General features: G+C 70.3%; 16 protein-coding genes. 2 read left to right on the top strand and 14 right to left on the bottom strand.

What is annotated here, in order from left to right:
* Nucleotides 1–26: 26 nt before the first annotated feature.
* The 4 genes from ACFYRY_RS13985 to ACFYRY_RS13970 form a co-directional block, all read right to left on the bottom strand.
* A complete protein-coding gene (locus tag ACFYRY_RS13985; protein ID WP_389144021.1) occupies nucleotides 27–476 on the bottom strand; it encodes a hypothetical protein in 450 nt (149 codons plus the stop codon).
* 17 nt (nucleotides 477–493) lie between these two features.
* A complete protein-coding gene (gene mqnC / locus ACFYRY_RS13980; RefSeq protein ID WP_389144018.1) occupies nucleotides 494–1,693 on the bottom strand; it encodes a cyclic dehypoxanthinyl futalosine synthase in 1,200 nt (399 codons plus the stop codon).
* Between the two features lie 71 nt (nucleotides 1,694–1,764).
* Nucleotides 1,765–2,505: a prepilin peptidase gene (locus ACFYRY_RS13975; protein ID WP_389144016.1), complete on the bottom strand. Its 741-nt coding sequence runs from the start codon at nucleotides 2,503–2,505 to the stop codon at nucleotides 1,765–1,767.
* A gap of 34 nt (nucleotides 2,506–2,539) precedes the next feature.
* Nucleotides 2,540–3,388 (bottom strand): menaquinone biosynthetic enzyme MqnA/MqnD family protein, encoded by an 849-nt coding sequence (locus tag ACFYRY_RS13970; RefSeq protein ID WP_389144013.1) that lies wholly within the window; start codon nucleotides 3,386–3,388, stop codon nucleotides 2,540–2,542.
* Between the two features lie 288 nt (nucleotides 3,389–3,676).
* On the opposite strand from ACFYRY_RS13970, the gene ACFYRY_RS13965 reads away from it, so the two are divergent.
* Nucleotides 3,677–3,880, top strand: a complete 204-nt coding sequence (locus ACFYRY_RS13965) for a cold-shock protein (protein WP_003992177.1) — start codon at nucleotides 3,677–3,679, stop codon at nucleotides 3,878–3,880.
* 130 nt (nucleotides 3,881–4,010) lie between these two features.
* Here the strand turns inward: ACFYRY_RS13965 and ACFYRY_RS13960 are convergent, their stop codons facing one another.
* Nucleotides 4,011–5,924, bottom strand: a complete 1,914-nt coding sequence (locus tag ACFYRY_RS13960) for an AMP-dependent synthetase/ligase (protein WP_389144010.1) — start codon at nucleotides 5,922–5,924, stop codon at nucleotides 4,011–4,013.
* A gap of 400 nt (nucleotides 5,925–6,324) precedes the next feature.
* On the opposite strand from ACFYRY_RS13960, the gene ACFYRY_RS13955 reads away from it, so the two are divergent.
* Entirely contained in the window at nucleotides 6,325–7,248 is a 924-nt protein-coding gene (locus tag ACFYRY_RS13955) for a MaoC family dehydratase (RefSeq protein ID WP_389144008.1), read from the top strand.
* Here ACFYRY_RS13955 and ACFYRY_RS13950 read toward each other — a convergent pair.
* The 9 genes from ACFYRY_RS13950 to ACFYRY_RS13910 form a co-directional block, all read right to left on the bottom strand.
* The gene (locus tag ACFYRY_RS13950) at nucleotides 7,230–7,892 is read right to left on the bottom strand and encodes a TetR/AcrR family transcriptional regulator (RefSeq protein ID WP_389144005.1); all 663 of its coding nucleotides are present in this window, start codon (nucleotides 7,890–7,892) and stop codon (nucleotides 7,230–7,232) included. The genes ACFYRY_RS13955 and ACFYRY_RS13950 overlap by 19 nt on opposite strands.
* Before the next feature lie 39 nt (nucleotides 7,893–7,931).
* Nucleotides 7,932–8,231, bottom strand: a complete 300-nt coding sequence (locus ACFYRY_RS13945) for a DUF4229 domain-containing protein (RefSeq protein ID WP_389144002.1) — start codon at nucleotides 8,229–8,231, stop codon at nucleotides 7,932–7,934.
* Nucleotides 8,232–8,339: 108 nt separating this feature from the next.
* Nucleotides 8,340–8,864, bottom strand: coding sequence for a GNAT family N-acetyltransferase (locus ACFYRY_RS13940; RefSeq protein WP_389143999.1), 525 nt, complete (start codon nucleotides 8,862–8,864; stop codon nucleotides 8,340–8,342).
* A 58-nt stretch (nucleotides 8,865–8,922) separates the two neighbouring features.
* Nucleotides 8,923–9,561 carry a UdgX family uracil-DNA binding protein gene (locus ACFYRY_RS13935; protein ID WP_389143996.1) on the bottom strand — a complete coding sequence of 213 codons (639 nt, stop codon included), beginning with the start codon at nucleotides 9,559–9,561 and terminating at the stop codon, nucleotides 8,923–8,925.
* Between the two features lie 231 nt (nucleotides 9,562–9,792).
* On the bottom strand, nucleotides 9,793–10,956 hold the full coding sequence (gene mqnE, locus ACFYRY_RS13930; protein WP_389143993.1) for an aminofutalosine synthase MqnE: 1,164 nt from the start codon (nucleotides 10,954–10,956) through the stop codon (nucleotides 9,793–9,795).
* A gap of 86 nt (nucleotides 10,957–11,042) precedes the next feature.
* Entirely contained in the window at nucleotides 11,043–11,498 is a 456-nt protein-coding gene (locus tag ACFYRY_RS13925) for an Lrp/AsnC family transcriptional regulator (RefSeq protein ID WP_356766010.1), read from the bottom strand.
* A 66-nt stretch (nucleotides 11,499–11,564) separates the two neighbouring features.
* Entirely contained in the window at nucleotides 11,565–12,221 is a 657-nt protein-coding gene (locus tag ACFYRY_RS13920; protein ID WP_389143989.1) for a UbiX family flavin prenyltransferase, read from the bottom strand.
* Between the two features lie 150 nt (nucleotides 12,222–12,371).
* A complete protein-coding gene (locus ACFYRY_RS13915; protein WP_389143986.1) occupies nucleotides 12,372–14,834 on the bottom strand; it encodes a glycoside hydrolase N-terminal domain-containing protein in 2,463 nt (820 codons plus the stop codon).
* A gap of 45 nt (nucleotides 14,835–14,879) precedes the next feature.
* Nucleotides 14,880–16,538 carry an ABC transporter substrate-binding protein gene (locus ACFYRY_RS13910; protein WP_389143983.1) on the bottom strand — a complete coding sequence of 553 codons (1,659 nt, stop codon included), beginning with the start codon at nucleotides 16,536–16,538 and terminating at the stop codon, nucleotides 14,880–14,882.
* Between the last annotated feature and the right edge of the window lie 79 nt (nucleotides 16,539–16,617).

Below are 16,617 nucleotides of genomic sequence, written 5' to 3'. Positions count from 1 at the left end.
TGTCGACGACGCCCACCGCCCGGACGTCACCGACGCCGGTGCACCAGGCGTCCCGCGCACACCGTCGCGACACACGCGCCGGTCTCGTCGAAGACCGCAAGGTCGGCGCGTTCGGTCTCCCTGATGGCCGCCGGGCGGGTGCGCGGGAGTACGACGAGGTCGTTCCGGTCGGCCGCGGCGCGGAGTTCCGGCGAGTCGACGTACTCCTCCAGGACCGTCACCGCACCGGTCTTCAGCACCGCGTGGACGCGTTCGCGTGGCGACGGGGCCTCGGGGAGCGGGCCCTCATGAACGCGCGCCGGTCCGAGCACCCCGGGCCAGTGCCGCACCCGAGCGCCCGGAAACCGCTCCCGCACCTCCGCGAGCGTCCCCACGGCGGCGACCCGGGAGCCCTTGACCGCCACGGCACCGTCCTTGACCGGCTCGGTGCCGTCCCAGGTCCGCCGGACCTCGTCGGCCGCGTGAATGGTCTCCACCCCGTGCTCGGATCAGCTCAGTTGGAGGTGAGCAGCTTCAGCTCGGGGTGAGCCGTGCCGCCCTCGATCGCCGTGGACGAGATGTGCGACATCACCCGCTCGTCGACGGGGTCGTTCGCCGGGTCGTCGTGCACGACGAGGTGCTCGTACGTCGTCGCCCGCTGGGCCGGGACGCGTCCCGCCTTGCGGATGAGGTCGATGATCTCCATCCGGTTGGAGCGGTGCTTGGCGCCGGCGGAGGAGACGACGTTCTCCTCCAGCATGATCGAGCCGAGGTCGTCCGCGCCGTAGTGCAGCGACAGCTGGCCGACCTCCTTGCCGGTGGTCAGCCACGAGCCCTGGATGTGGGCGATGTTGTCCATGAACAGCCGCGCGATGGCGATCATCCGCAGGTACTCGAAGAGCGTGGCCTGGGTGCGGCCCTTCAGGTGGTTGTTCTCGGGCTGGTAGGTGTACGGGATGAAGGCGCGGAAGCCGCCGGTGCGGTCCTGCACGTCACGGATCATCCGCAGGTGCTCGATGCGCTCGGCGTTGGTCTCGCCGGTCCCCATGAGCATGGTGGAGGTGGACTCCACACCCAGCCGGTGCGCGGTCTCCATGATCTCCAGCCAGCGCTCGCCGGACTCCTTGAGCGGGGCGATGGCCTTGCGGGGCCGCTCCGGGAGGAGTTCCGCGCCGGCACCGGCGAAGGAGTCGAGACCGGCCTGGTGGATCCGGGTGATGGCCTCCTCGACCGACACCCCGGAGATCCGGGCCATGTGCTCGACCTCGCTGGCCCCCAGGCTGTGGATGACCAGCTGCGGGAAGGCCTGCTTGATGGCGGAGAAGTGCTTCTCGTAGTACTCGACGCCGTAGTCCGGGTGGTGGCCGCCCTGGAACATGATCTGCGTCCCGCCGAGTTCGACGGTCTCCTGGCACCGGCGCAGGATGTCGTCCAGGTCGCGGGTCCAGCCCTTGGCGGTGTCCTTCGGGGCCGCGTAGAAGGCGCAGAACTTGCACGCCGTGACGCACACGTTGGTGTAGTTGATGTTGCGTTCGATGATGTACGTGGCGATGTGCTCGGTGCCCGCGTACCTGCGGCGGCGCACGGCGTCGGCGGCGGCGCCGAGCGCGTGCAGCGGGGCGTCGCGGTAGAGGTCGAGCGCCTCCTCCGGGGTGATCCGCCCACCCTCGGCGGCACGGTCGAGGACGGACTGAAGGTCGGCCTTCTCGGTCACCGGGCGTCCCTTTCGTCAAGGGTTGTGGACGGACCGAACCAGCCTACGTCAGGCGCTTCTCGGGACCGACCTCAGGCCGCGTACGCGCCCATCAGCAGCCCGAGGTACGCCCCCGCCAACAGGAACGGCCCGAACGGGATCGCCGTCTTGCGCCCCGCGCGTCTCGCGACGACGAGGGCACCGCCGTACAGCGCCCCGAGCAGGAACCCGGCGAACGTGCCGAGCAGCACGGTCCCCCAGCCGTACCAGCCCAGCGCGGCGCCCACCCCGAGCGCCAGCTTCACATCGCCGAAGCCCATGCCGCCGGGGTTGACGAGCCACAGCAGGAGGTATCCGGCGCCGAGCGCGAGGGCGCCCAGCGCGGCGGTCGGCCAGTGCCCGGTGTGCTCGGGCACCGCGGTGACCACCGCGAGGAGGGCGAGGGTGGCGGCGGCGAGCGGCAGGGTCAGCACGTCGGGCAGCCGCCGCACCCGCAGGTCGACGAGGGTCAGCAGGACCCACACCGGCACCGACAGCAGCCAGACGACGAGGTCGGGCCGGGTGTCGGTGGCGGCGGCGAGGCCCGCGCACAGGAGGGCGGTGACGAGACAGACCAGGGGGGCGCCGGGGCCGTACGCGCCGGTCGGCGTGCACTGCCCGCACCGCGCCCGGCCGAGCCACCCGCCGGCCGGCCCGCCGAACGGATGCCCGCCGGGGCACCGATCCCGCCAGTCCTCCTCCTCCGGAACGGAGAAGCGGTACGCGGCGCGCGGCACCAGCACTCCGGCGGCCGCACCCCACAGCGCCGCGACGGCGATCAGCAAGCCGGTCATCGGCCGATCATCCCACCACGGCCACCCACCGGGATCAGGGCTCCAGCAGGTCGACCTTCACGTCTGCCGGGAAACCGGTGGTGGGGCCGACGCGGCGGGCGAACTCCGCGACCGCCTCCAGCTGGGGGCCGCCGAAGCGGAAGTCGAGGGTGGTGAAGTACCGCTCCAGGACCTGCTCGTCGAAGGCCTCCCAGCGGGCCGCCTGTTCGGCGACCTTGCCGACCTCCTCCAGGGAGAGGTTGCGGGAGTCGAGGAAGGCCTCGTGCACCTTGCGGGTGATGACGGGCTCGCGCTCCAGGTAGTCGCGGCGGGCCGCCCACACGGCGAAGACGAACGGCAGCCCGGTCCACTCCTTCCACAGCGCGCCCAGGTCGTGGACCTCCAGCCCGAACCTCGGCCCGTCGAGCAGGAGGGCCCGCAGCGCCGCGTCTCCGATGAGTACGGCGGCCTCGGCCTCCTGCATCATCAGGCTGAGGTCGGGCGGGCAGGTGTAGTACTCGGGCTCGACGCCGAACCGGTCGGCCAGCAGCAGCTGGGCGAGCCGGACGGAGGTGCGCGAGGTGGAGCCGAGGGCGACGCGGGCGCCGTCCAGCTCCTCCAGCGGAACCTTCGAGACGATCACGCAGGACATCACCGGGCCGTCGCACCCCACGGCGATGTCCGGGAAGGCGACCAGGTCGCCCGCGTTCCTGAGGAACTCGACGAGGGTGATGGGACCGATGTCGAGGTCCCCCCGCACCAGCTGCTCGCTGAGCTTCTCCGGGGTGTCCTTGGTCAGCTCGAAGTCGAGCAGCGTGCCGGTTCTCGCGAGCCCCCAGTACAGGGGGAGGCAGTTGAGGAACTGGATGTGGCCGACGCGCGGCCGGGTGCGAGCAATGTCCACATCGCGAGACTAGACCCACAGGAGTAGGCTCCGGACTCCACCCCCGAGGTCAACCTCCGAACGATCTTCAAACATCCGGGTGACGTGATCTTGGCCTCTATTGCTTTCGGCTGCCCGCGTGCTAGGCTCGCCGCAAGTTGCAGTTTGGTTTCCCTTGCAGTACAGAGCCTGCGGAGCATGTGACCGCGGGCTCCAGTCGTTTTCAGACGTATGCAGTTGTGCGGCATTTTTGTTTTCACACTTGCAGGGTTCTGGAGCAGGGCAACCCTTTGGGCCCAAGGAGGGCTTATGGCTACCGGAACCGTGAAGTGGTTCAACGCCGAAAAGGGCTTTGGATTCATCGCCCAGGAAGGCGGCGGCCCCGACGTCTTCGTCCACTACTCCGCGATCAACGCGAGCGGTTTCCGTTCGCTGGAGGAGAACCAGCAGGTTTCCTTCGACGTCACGCAGGGCCCGAAGGGTCCGCAGGCGGAGAACGTCACCCCTGTCTGAGTTCATGAGCCCAAAGCTCTGATCCGGAACCGATAGCAGTACCCAAGGAGCCCCGCGCCGCAAGGCGACGGGGCTCCTGCCTTGGGTGGACCGACCGGCTCCCGGCCCGGTGCCGGGAGCGGGCCCCGGCTCACCGCTCGTAGAGCCCCTCCACCTCCTGCGCGAAATCCTTCAGTACCGTCTCCCGACGCAGTTTCATCGACGGCGTCAGATGGCCGGCCTCCTCGGAGAAGTCGGTCGGCAGGATCGTGAACCGGCGGATGGACTCCGGGCGGGAGACGAGCTTGTTGGCCTCGTCGACGGCGCGCTGGAGGATCCCGCGCAGTTCCTCGTCGGTGACCAGGAGCTGCGCCGGGACCGGGTGCTTGCCGTTCATCCGGCGCCAGTGGGAGACGCCGGCCATGTCCAGGGTGATCAGCGCGGAGATGTAGGGACGGCGGTCGCCCAGGACGATGCACTGGGAGACCAAGGGGTGGGAGCGCAGCCAGTTCTCCAGCGGGGCGGGGGCCACGTTCTTGCCGCCCGCGGTGATCAGGATCTCCTTCTTGCGGCCGGTGATCGTGAGGTACCCCTCGTCGTCAAGACGGCCGATGTCACCGGTGGGGAACCAGCCGTCGGTCGACGCGGGGATCACTCCGCCGCCGTGCGGGTCCCAGTAGCCGCGGAACACATGCTCCCCGCTGAGCAGGATCTCGCCGTCCGCCGCGATCCGCACCTTGGTGCCGGGCAGCGGCCAGCCGACCGTGTCCAGGCGGGGCTTGAGCGGCGGGGTGACCGTGGCCGCGCCGGTCGACTCGGTCAGGCCGTAGCCCTCGATGATCTCCATGCCCGCGCCCGAGTAGAACGCGGCGAGCCGGCGGCCGAGTGGTGAGCCGCCGCTGATGATGTGGCGGACCCTGCCGCCCATGGCGTTGCGGATCCGGCGGTAGATGAGGGAGTCGTAGAAGGTGCGGGCGGCCTTCAGGGCGGTGCTGGGTCCGGAGCCGGTGCCGGCCAGGCGGGCCTCCATCGCCTCGCTGTAGCGGACGGCCACGTTCACCGCGCGGTCGAAGGCGGTCGCCCGGCCGCCGGTCTCCGCCTTGGCCCGGGCGCTGTTGAAGACCTTCTCCAGCATGTACGGGATGCACAACAGGAACGTCGGTTTGAAGGCGCCGAGTTCGGCCACCAGGTCCTCCGCCTGCAGGCTCGGCACGTGGCCCAGCCGGACCCGGGCGCGGACGCACGCGATCGCCACCATCCGGCCGAAGACGTGGGACATGGGGAGGAAGAGGAGGGTGGCGAGTTCCTCGGCGGACGACGACCGGAAGACGGGGTGGAGCAGTTCGATCGCGTTGTCGACCTCGGCGAGGAAGTTGCCGTGCGTCAGCACACAGCCCTTGGGGCGGCCGGTCGTGCCCGAGGTGTAGACGACGGTGGCGAGGGTGCCCGGGCCCAGCATCCCCCGCCGTACGGCGACTTCCTGGTCGGGGACCGGCCGGCCGAGCTCCGCCACCCGCTCCAGGTGCCCCTTCTCGATGACCCACATGTGGCTCAGGTCGGGCAGCCGGCTGAGCTCCGGGCCCAGCGCCGCCGCCTGGGACGCGTGCTCCGTCACCAGGGCCACCGCACCGGAGTCCTGGAGGATCCAGCGGGTCTGGAAGACGGAGGAGGTGGGGTAGATCGGCACGGTGACCAGGCCGGCGGCCCACGCGGCGAAGTCGAGGAGCGTCCACTCGTAGATCGTCCGGGCCATCACGGCGATCCGGTCGCCGGGCATCAGCCCCTCCGCGATCATGCCCTTCGCCAACGCCAGTACCTGCTCGGCGAACTGGGCGGCCGTCACATGCTCCCAGCCCCCGTCCCCCGTGGAGCGGCTGAGCACCCGGTGCTCAGGAGCCGCGTCGGCGTTGTCGAAGGGCAGGTCCGCCAGCGAGCCGTGGGTGACCGGCGGGGCGATCGCCGGCACGGACACCTCCCGGACCTCACCGTCCAGTCGCCGGATCTCCGGTGCGACCAGAACGGGCGCTCCGTCGTAGTCGTGGCCGGACAGGTAGGAGAGGGACATGGGGCAGCTCCTGAGGCGTGCAGCTCGGTTCCACTCTGCTGCAAGTGGTACGTGCGGTACGTACCGGGACGTTCACCGGCTGTTGCGACTTAGGGGTCCTTGAGAGTCACTGCCGGGTTACCGGGGGTTAGGCGGCGATCGTACGGGGCCCTCGTGGAAGGTTGGTGCGGGTTCGGAGGTGTTTCCGAGCCGGGCGTGTGCAACCTCGGAGGTTACGTGCGGACGATTCGCGTCCGCCCTGGTCAGGGCGGCGGCGGGGCGCTCCGGGGGTGCCGTGACGTCGGCGGCCGCGACGGGGGCGTGTCGACCGGCTCCGCACCTTTGACATAGGCTTACCCGCAGTAACCTTACTTTGGAGTAAGGAAGCGGGTAAGGGCAGTCACCGCAGCTGGGAGATGACATGGTCGACCGCCACCTGACCGTCCTGACCGGATCCCCCTCCCTCGCGCCCCTGCTCGCCCGTGGTGCCCTGCTGTCCCCGTTCAAACGGCCCCGCCCGGACGCGGGCTTCCCCCGCACCCGGCTGGTGCTGCCCGGTCTGCGCGTGGACCTGGCGCGGCTGGCCGCCTACGAGCGGGTGTGCGGGTTCCCGACCGGGGACGACGCGCTGCCGCCGACGTATCCGCACGTCCTGGGCTTCCCGCTGGCCATGCGGTTGATGAGCGGCCGGGACTTTCCGCTGCCGCTGCTCGGGCTCGTCCACACCTCCGTCGAGATCACCCAGCGGCGGGCGTTGACCGCGACCGGGGAGTACCGGCTCACGGTGTACGTCGACGAGGTGGTCCCGCACCGGCGGGGCACCGAGGCCGCCGTGGTGACCGAGGTGCGGGCGGCGGACGGGGGGCGGACGGGGGCCGTCGGAGCGGCGGGAGATGAGGCGGTGTGGGAGTCGCGGAGTACGTATCTGGCCCGGCACCGCACGGACGGCCTGCCGGGGGCGGCGGCGTTGGTGACGTCCGTGACCTCCGTGACCTCCGTGACCGACCAGCGGGACCCCCTGCCCGCCGTCGCCGAGTGGCAGCTCGCCGGGGACGTGGGGCGGCGGTACGGCGCGGTCTCCGGGGACCGCAACCCGATCCACCTGTACCCGCTCACCGCACGGCTGTTCGGCTTCCGCGGGGCCATCGCGCATGGCATGTGGACGGTGGCCCGCTGTCTGGCCGCGCACGGCACCCCGGCCGCCGCCGTGATGCGGGCCGACTTCCGGGCGCCGGTGCCGCTGCCGGGGACGGTCACGTACGCGGCCGGGGACGGTCTCTTCGCACTGCGCGGCGCGGACGGCCGTACCCATGTGACCGGAGGCGTCTACCCGCTGGTCTCGTGAGCGGGGTCGGGCGGTGACCAGGGGCGCCCTTCCATCAGGTTGCCCAGGCCGGCCCACGCGAAGTTCATCAGGGTCTCCGCCGCCTGCCGGGCGGTGACACCGTCCGTCGCGTTGGCCCAGTCGGCCAGCGACTCGGCGGCTCCGACCAGGGACTCGGCCAGACCGGCGACCTCCCGCTCCGGCAGATCGGGGTCCCGGTGGGCGGACCGGGCCGCGACGGCGATCAACCGGGTCACGAACGCGACCAGTTCCGCCCGCATCGCGGTGACCTCGGCGGCGAACGGCTCGCCGTGGGTGCGGGCCTGGAGGTGCAGGACCGACCAGCCGTCCGGGTTCTGCGCGGTGTGCCCGAAGAACGCCCGCAGCCCGTCCCAGAGTTGGCGGTCGGCCGGCAGACCGGACCCGACCGCGGCCCGGACCGCCTCGGTGAGCGCCCGCGCCTCACGCCGGATGCAGGCGGTGAAGAGGTCTTCCTTCGAGTTCAGGTACAGGTACACCAACGGCTTGGACACGCCCGCCAGTTCGGCGATCTCGTCCATCGAGGCGGCCATGTACCCGCGCTGCCCGAAGGTCCGTACGGCGGCGTCCAGCATCTGCTGCTCACGGACCGCTCGCGGCATGCGCTTGCTCTTCACGGCACCCATGCGCACAGAGTAGTTGGGTGCCGACCACTCGCAGTCAGGTCAGGAAGCCTGGCTCTGGGCCCGCGCCGTGTCGTCGGCGGTGTCCTCCTGGCTGCGGTTCGCCTCCAGGTTGGCCTTCACACGGTCCACCTTGCGCACGACCTGGATCGAGGCGCGGTCGCGTTCCTTGCGGAGCACGACGAAGCTGATCGGGGCGGAGATCACCAGGGCCAGCAGGATGACCCACATGCCGTTGGAGGCGCCGAGGCCACGCGGGGCGGCACCGGAGTAGACGAGGCCCCAGACGACCCCGAGGCAGCCCACGAAGATCCCGAGGCGCATCAGCGTGTAGCGGAGCATCTCAATCCACTCTTCCGATTCCAAAAAGGGGCACTGCCCAGTGAAGCACGCCCGAGTCCCGATCTTCGAGGGGGGTGGACCAGGTCCGGTCGGGTCAGGTCAGGCCGGTCAGTGCAGCGGAAGCAGCATGATCACGTCGTCCCGGTCGTCGCCGGGGGCGACGCGAATCGCGTCGGGGACCCGGCCGACCTCCTTGTAGCCGCAGGACTCGTAGAACCGCTCCAGGCCCAGGCCGCCGCGGCAGGTGAGCCGGATCGCCTCGATGCCGTCGAGGGTGCGGGCCGCGTCCGCGGCGGCGGCCAGCAGGTCCCGGCCGTACCCCTGGCCCTGGTGCCGGGGGTGGACCATCACCGTGTAGAGCCACAGCCAGTGCGTCATCAGCCGGTGCGTGTTGAAGGTGAGGAAGCAGGCCGCGGCGACCTGCCCCTCCTCGTCGTACCCGACGAGCAGCCGGGCGCGGCCCTCGGCCATCCCCACGAAGTGCTTCACCAGCTCCGGCCGGATCGCCTCCTGGCTCACCGGCGCCACGAAACCGACGGCGCCGCCCGTGTTGGAGACGTCCGTCCACAGGTCGAGGAGGCCGTCGCGCAGGGCGGGGGTGACGGCCGGGTCGAGGGTGAAGGTAAGGGGCATGAGGCGAGAGTAGTTATTACGCGAGGGTCGCCTCAAGGACGTAGCGACGTCGTGTACGTCACCCCAGCGCTCGCGCCGCCACCGTCAGGTCGGCGACGAGTGCCCGGTAGGCGGCCTCCCGGTCGTCCGAGCGCAGCACCGACGACGGGTGCACGGTCGGCACCAGCCGTTCCGGGCGACCGTGGATCTCCTCCTCCACCACCGTCCCGCGCACCTGCGTGACCCGGAACGACGACCCCAGCAGGGCCTTGCCGGCGGTGGCACCCAGCACCACGATCAGCTCCGGTTCGACGACGGCCAGCTCGGCGGCGAGCCACGGGGCGCATGCCATCATCTCCCGCAGCGTCGGTGCCCGGTGTATCCGGCGCTTTTTGGGCTCCGCCTGGGTGAACTTGAAGTGCTTGACGGCGTTGGTGACGTAGGTGTCCGCAGGCTCGATGCCCGCCTCTTCCAGGGCGCGGTCCAGGAGCTTGCCGGCGGGGCCGACGAAGGGTTTGCCCTGGCGGTCCTCCTGGTCACCGGGCTGCTCCCCGACGAGCATGACTCGGGCGGCCGCCTTTCCGGCACCGAACACCGTCTGGGTGGCGTCCCGGTGCAGGGGGCAGCCCTGACAGTCGGCGGCGGCGCGGCGCAGGGCCGCGAGACCGCCGCGGGTCGGCACGAAGGGCTCCGCCGTGTATGCGTCCTCGGGGGGCATGGGGGCCGAGTACCCGCCGGGGGTGGTTCGGACGCATTGCGGCTGCGGGTGCGTGGGGGCTGGTCGCGCAGTTCCCCGCGCCCCTAGGTGGGGATACTCGCCCCAGGGCGCGGGGAACTGCGCGACCGGCCACCCACGGACCCGCGGGCGAGGTGCCCTCACAAGCCCCCGCCCCAGGGGCGCGGGGAACTGCGCGATCGGCCACCCACGGACCCGCGGGCGGGAACGGTCTCAGACCCGCATCGCCTGCGGCGCCTCCCGGCGGGCCGGATCGGGGCCCTCGTACTCGCGGAGGATCTCGTACCGCGTGTTCCGCTCGACGGGGCGGAAGCCCGCGTCGCGGATGAGGTCGAGGAGGTCCTCGCGGGTGAGCTTGTTCGGGGTGCCGTAGTTGTCGGCGTCGTGGGTGATCTTGTACTCGACGACCGAGCCGTCCATGTCGTCGGCGCCGTGCTGGAGGGCCAGTTGGGCCGTCTGGACGCCGTGCATCACCCAGAAGACCTTGACGTGCGGGACGTTGTCGAACAGCAGCCGGGACACCGCGAAGGTCTTGAGGGCCTCCGCGCCGGTCGCCATCTGGGTACGCGCCTGGAGCCGGTTGCGGACCTTGCCGTCCTTCATGTCCACGAAGTCGTGCTGGTAGCGCAGCGGGATGAACACCTGGAAGCCGCCGGTCTCGTCCTGCAGTTCACGCAGCCGCAGCACGTGGTCCACCCGGTGGCGGGGCTCCTCGATGTGGCCGTAGAGCATGGTGCACGGGGTCTTCAGCCCCTTCTCGTGCGCCAGCCGGTGGATGCGCGACCAGTCCTCCCAGTGGGTGTCGTGGTCGACGATGTGCTGGCGGACCTCCCAGTCGAAGATCTCGGCGCCGCCGCCGGTCAACGACTCCAGACCGGCGTCGATGAGCTCGTCGAGGATCTCACTCGCGCCGAGCCCGGAGATGGTCTCGAAGTGGTGGATCTCGGTGGCCGTGAAGGCCTTGAGGGAGACGTTCGGCAGCGCCTTCTTCAGCTCGCTCAGCGAACGCGGGTAGTAGCGCCACGGCAGGCTCGGGTGCAGGCCGTTGACGATGTGCAGCTCGGTGAGGTTCTCGCTCTCCATCGCGGTGGCGAGCTTCACCGCCTCCTCGATGCGCATCGTGTACGCGTCCTTCTCGCCCGGCTTGCGCTGGAAGGAGCAGTAGGCGCAGGACGCGGTGCACACGTTGGTCATGTTGAGGTGACGGTTGACGTTGAAGTGGACGACGTCACCGTTCTTGCGCGTCCGCACCTCGTGCGCGAGTCCTCCGAGCCAGGCCAGGTCGTCCGACTCGTACAGCGCGATGCCGTCCTCACGGGTCAGCCGCTCACCGGCCCTGACCTTCTCCTCCAGCTCGCGCTTGAGCCCGAGATCCATGCCCACAACCTTTCCACGACGAATCCGACAACCGTACGCCCCCACCCCTCGGGCGTGAGCCGGCCCCAAAGGACACCCGAACGCGGCTACTCCTCTTCGGGCAGCTCCCCGACCCTGTTCTCCCACTTCGTGGAGAGCACGACCGTGGTACGGGTCCGGGACACGCCCTTGGTCCCCGACAGCCGGCGGATGATCTTCTCCAGTCCGTCCACGTCCGTCGCCCGCACCTTGAGCATGAACGAGTCGTCGCCCGCGATGAACCAGCAGTCCTCGATCTCCCCGAGGTCCTTCAGCCGGGCGGCCACGTCCTCGTGGTCGGCGGCGTCGGAGAGCGAGATGCCGATCAGCGCGATGACGCCCAGACCGAGCGAGGCGGAGTCGACGGTGGCGCGGTAACCGGTGATGACACCGGCCGCCTCCAGCCGGTTGATGCGGTCGGTGACGCTGGGTCCCGACAGGCCGACGAGGCGCCCCAGCTCCGCGTAGGAGGCCCGGCCGTTCTCTCTCAGGGCCTGGATGAGCTGCCTGTCCACGGCGTCCATGCGATCGAAGCCTTCCGCTGAAAGTTCTTGGGTGATGTCAGGTACTGCGACTAGCTCAGACGGCGCTCACGTCGCAGGGGTTGCCCCGCCTTGGCCGAGTTCGCCCTTCCAGCGGCGGTAGAGGCGGTGGTTGACGCCCGCCGCGTCGAGGACCCGCCCGGCCACGAAGTCCACCAGGTCCTGGATGTGGGTGGCGCCCGCGTAGAAGCCCGGCGAGGCGGGCACCACGCTCGCGCCGGCGTCGTCCAGGGCGACCAGGTGCCGCAGTGTCTGACCGCCCAGGGGAGCCTCCCGTACGGCCACGACCAGCGGGCGGCGCTCCTTCAGGGTCACGCCGGCGGCCCGCTGGAGCAGGTCCTTCGACAGCCCCAGCGCGACCCCCGCGACACACGCGGTCGACGCGGGCACGATCAGCATCCCCTTCGCGGGGTACGACCCCGAGGACGGCCCGGCCGCCAGGTCCCCGGCAGCCCAGTACCGCACCCGGCCGATGTCCACCGGGAAGCTCTCCGGCTTTCCGTCGGCTCCCCTGGCCAGCCATTCCCGCAGGTCGTCGCGCCAGTGCGCGTCCCGGAAGGCGATACCGGTCTCGTCGAGCAGGGTGAGCCGCGAGGCCCGGCTGACGACCAGGTCGACGCACTCCCCCGCGTCCAGCAGCGCGCGCAGGACCGCGGCGGCATACGGCGTACCGGACGCCCCGGAGACCCCCACGATCCAAGGCACGCGCTGCGTTTCTCCTGCGTTCACACCCCGAGCGTACCGGCGTGCGCGGAAGTACTCAGGACCGGCCGGTCAGGTTCGAGAGGACGCGCCGCTCGGCGCCCCGGGTGCGGCCCGCCGAACCCGGCCGGAGCGGGGTACGTCCAGGGGGCGTCAGGCCGTCGGCAGGGAGATCGTGATCCGGGTGCGTTGCCCGGCGGAGAGGGAGACGTTCCGGGCGTGCGGGCCCAGCGTGGAGGGGCGGACCTGTGCGGTGGTGGTGACGGCCGTGATGCCGCGGCGGCTGATCAGCGTGATGTCCTGGGTCCGGTCCGCGGTGACGGTCACCGTCGTGAGGCCGTCCGACAGGTCCCAGTCCAGGCTGTGCACGCGGATTCCGCCCCGGGCCCTGAGGCCGGTGATCGTGCCCTTGTCCCACTGCTCGGGCAGTGCGGGAAGGAGTTCCACCACGCCCGGCCTGGTGTGCAGCAGAGCCTCGGCCAGGACGGCGGGCAGGGCGTTCGCGGCGTCGGCGTTGTAGATGTGCCGCCCGGGATTGTGGGAGGTCATCAGCGACCGGAAGAGCATGTCACCGCCGATGATCTTCCGGAGGTTGTCGTACACCTGGGCGCCGCTCTTGAGCCGGGCGGCGGCCAGGGCGCGATGGAGGCTGCCGTGGGCGGAGAGGTTCTGGTCGCCACGCAGTTCGAGCGCCTTGAGTGCCGGTGCCACGAGGTCGGGACGGTCCTCCGGGTTGACCTCGTCCAGGGGCCAGACCGCGTACAGGTGCTGGATGTGGCGGTGGTCGTAGTGGTCGGTCAGGCCGGGCCAGGACCATTCGGCGAGCGCGCCGTCCTCGTTGATCCGGTGGTCGGGGATCCTGTCGAGCAGCGCCGTCCAGCGTTCGACGCCCTCACCGCTGCCCTGTTCGACGCCGAGGACGCCCGCGGCGTCGACGGCGGCCCGGAGGGCGTGCCGGCCGGCCGTGATGTCGCCGGTGGCGTTGACGGACAGGGGCTCGCCCGTGCTGCCCGGGGCGTTCTCCATGGAGAAGGACGGCACGAAGACCGCCTTGCCGTGGGTGTCCGTGCGGGTGAGGAAGTCCTCGTAGAACAGGGCCAGTTCCATCAGCGCGGGGCCGAGCCTGTCCCGCAGGAACACCTGGTCGCCGGTGACCTCGTAGTACTCCAGGAGCGGGAGGAGCAGCCAGTCGGCGCCCCCGGTCCAGCAGTGGCCGGGGAAGTCGCCGCCGTTGAAGTGCAGCATGTGGCCGTACTCGCCGTCGGTACGGGAGGGGGCGAGGAAGCCGCGGGCGCCGTAGAGGTTCCTGGCGTTGGTGCGCCAGTGGTCCAGTTGACCGAGGATCAGGTCGGCGTAGCCCTCCATGGCCTCGGTGAGGTCGAGGATGTTGCCGCCGGCGACCTGGAGGTTGACGTTGGCGTCGGTGGTGAAGTCACCGGCCCAGGCGGCGGTCCACGCGCCCGTCCAGATGCCGGTCAGGCGGGGCGGCAGGATGCCGCTGGAGCTGAGGAAGAGGTAACGGCCGGAGTCGTAGAGCCGCTCCAGGAGCGCGGGGTCGATGACGTCGCGGTCGGCGTTCTGACGGGCGATCAGCTCGGTGGTGGACAGTCGGCGGTCGGCCTCGGGGACGTTCAGGTCGAGGCGGGAGCGGTCGTACAGCTCCGAGTGGATCCGCGTGTGCCGGGCGAGCAGTACCCCGTAGTCGGCTTCCAGGGTGGCCAGGCCCGCGTGCAGGGGCCTGGCGTCCCAGGCGGTCGGCGTCTCGTACCTGTCCAGCCGGGTCAGGAGGGTGAGCCTGGCCGCCCCGGTGACGACGATGGCCGAGCCGCGGACGGCGAGGGTGCCGCCGGTCGGCACGACGCGGGTGACGCCCTCGTAGCCGTGGGCGCCCAGTCCCTCGGGGTAGGTGCCGCGCAGGTTCAGCCATCCGGAGCCCTCCGCGGCGTCGGCCAGGGTGGTGAAGGTCATGCGGGTGTGCAGGCTGTCGCCCCCGCCGTGGTCGGTCGCGGTGTCGTCGAGCGCGGTGTGCACGCCCAGGGTGACGTCGACGGTACGGCCCGGGGCCGGCAGCAGTTCGTGGACGACGACCCGGTCGGCGCGCGAGACGAAGACCCGCCGGGACCAGGCGCCGTGCCCGTCCGTCCAGGCGGAGGTGACCTCACCCGTGCGGAAGTCGGTGACCCGCGTGTAGCGGTCGTGCCGGTTGGGCCGGTCGTACCGGTCGGCCGCGGGGTCCTCCGTGGTGGCGATCCGCAGTTCGTACGCGGGGTGGTACGTCTGGGTCCAGCGCAGCTCCCACCCGGCGGCGAAGTCCCGGCTCGCTCCGGCGTAGTCCCCGGCCAGCGCCTTGTCCCGCACCGCTTCCAACCGGTCGGCGAGGACCGGAGGGGTGAGATCGCGGGTGCCGTTCGGCAGGACGAGGCGGTGGTGGTTGAAGACGACCTTTTCCAGTGCCGGGTCCCCGTACACCACCGCCCCGTACTCGCCGTTGCCGGTGAGGAAACCGTCGGTCCACTCGTCGGCGGGAGCGGTGTCATGGATCCCGCGGTCGGGCAGCGCGACCAGGGCCGCCGTGGACGAGGCCGGGCCGCCCGCCGGGGGGTGTGCGGAGTGCATCGCTTTCCTGTCCTTGGTGAGTCAGTGGTGAGATCAGGGGTGAGATCAGTGCGTCTTGTCGTATGCCTGCTGGTAGATCTGCAGGAAGCGCTTCAGCCCGAGCTGGTCGAGGTTCTTGAGGTACGAGTCCCAGTCCGAGTCGAGGGACTTCTTCCCGGTGATGAACTGCACGGCGCTCTGCTGTACGAAGGTGCCGATGTTCGTCTGGAGCGTGGCGAGTTCACTCGCCTGCGTCGGATCGATCCACGCCTCCCCGTACGGGAACGTCTCGGCCTTGTCCGCGTGGGGCTCGTAGAGCTTGGTGGCGTCGAAGAGCCGCCGCTCGTATCCGTCGGGCGACTTGGGGTCCTTGGCCACCGCCTGCGTGTTGCGGAACTGCGCGGTGTTGTTGTACTGCGCCAGCGCGTCCCAGTTGCCGTTGGGAGGCGGAGAGTCGACTCGTTTGTACTGCGTCGTCAGGCTCTCGTCGAGTGCGACGTCGCCGGGGCCCGGCTTGACCCAGCCCTTCGGGCCGAACATGCCGTTGAGCTCACCCTCCTGGCTGAAGATGTAGTTCAGTATCTTGATCGCCGCGATCTGCTGGTTCGGTGAGGCCTTGGTGGTGACGACGAAGGTCGCTCCGGGAACCGACGGCGAGGCGTACGTCGCGTAGCTCTTGCCCTGCGGGCCGGTCAGCGGAGGCAGCGCGTCGTACTGCTGGTCGCGGCCGTCCTTCTGTCCCTGGGTGACAAAGATGCTGGGGTGCATCACCGTCGCCGAGCCCAGGACCACCCCGCCCGCGTGGTCGCCCAGCTTCAGCAGGGCGTCCGCGTTCTGGGTGAAGACACTGCTGTCGATCAGACCCTCGTCGTAGAGCGACTTGATATACCGCAGGCCCTCGCGCCAGCCCCCCTTGTCCGCCTGTATGTCGGCCTTGCCGTGGTTCAGGACCAGGGTGGGGTTGGTGGCGGGGGTGAAGTTGCCGTTCGGCGTGTCGATGAACGCGTTCATCAGGTACGGGATGATCGTGTCGCCGGTGTCCCCGCTCAGCGGGACCTCGTCGGCCTTGCCGTTGCCGTTGGGGTCCTTCGTCTTGAAGGCTTTCAGGACGTCGCGGAACTCGTCCGTGGTCGTCGGCGGCTTCAGCCCCAGCTTCTTCAGCCACGCGCTGTTCATCCACAGCTTGGACGGATACGAGCAGTGGTAGCAGTCCACCCACTGAGGCATTCCGTAGACCTTGCCGTCGGGTGCGGTGGCCATCCGCTTGTACGCGGGGACTTGGGCGAACGCCTTCTTGATGTTGGGGCCGTACTGGTCGATCACCTTGTTCAGCGGCTGGACGACGCCCTGGCCGGAGAGCTTGAGGAGCTCCGTCTGGCTGAACTGGTCCACCCACGGAATCAGCAGGTACACGTCGGGCAGGTCACCGCTGGCCAGCGAGATCTGGCGCTTCTCCTTGGCCGCGCCACCGTCCTGGGTGGTCGTCTGCCAGTTGATGGTGATGTTGAACTTCCGCTTGATCAGCTGGGTGAACTGGTTGGTCTTGAGGTTCTGGTCAGCGGCCTGAGGAGCGAAGACGCTGAGGGTGACCGGCGGGTTCCCGGTGATCGTGGGGAGCGGCTCGGAAGCGTCGGTGTTACCGGACGAACCACCGGTACAGGCCGACAGGGTGCCGAGCAGCGTCCCGGCGACCGCCGCTCTGGTGAGGAGAGGTGAACGAGGCATGGGGGGAGGAACCCTTCTGGTCACGAGCGGATGACAAGCGGGAGTGAGGCGAGCGCAGGGAGGACGGGGAGGACGGGGA

The organism is Streptomyces sp. NPDC005263, from assembly GCF_042872365.1.
Lineage (GTDB): Bacteria > Actinomycetota > Actinomycetes > Streptomycetales > Streptomycetaceae > Streptomyces.
This window is presented reverse-complemented; position numbering and strand designations above follow the sequence as displayed.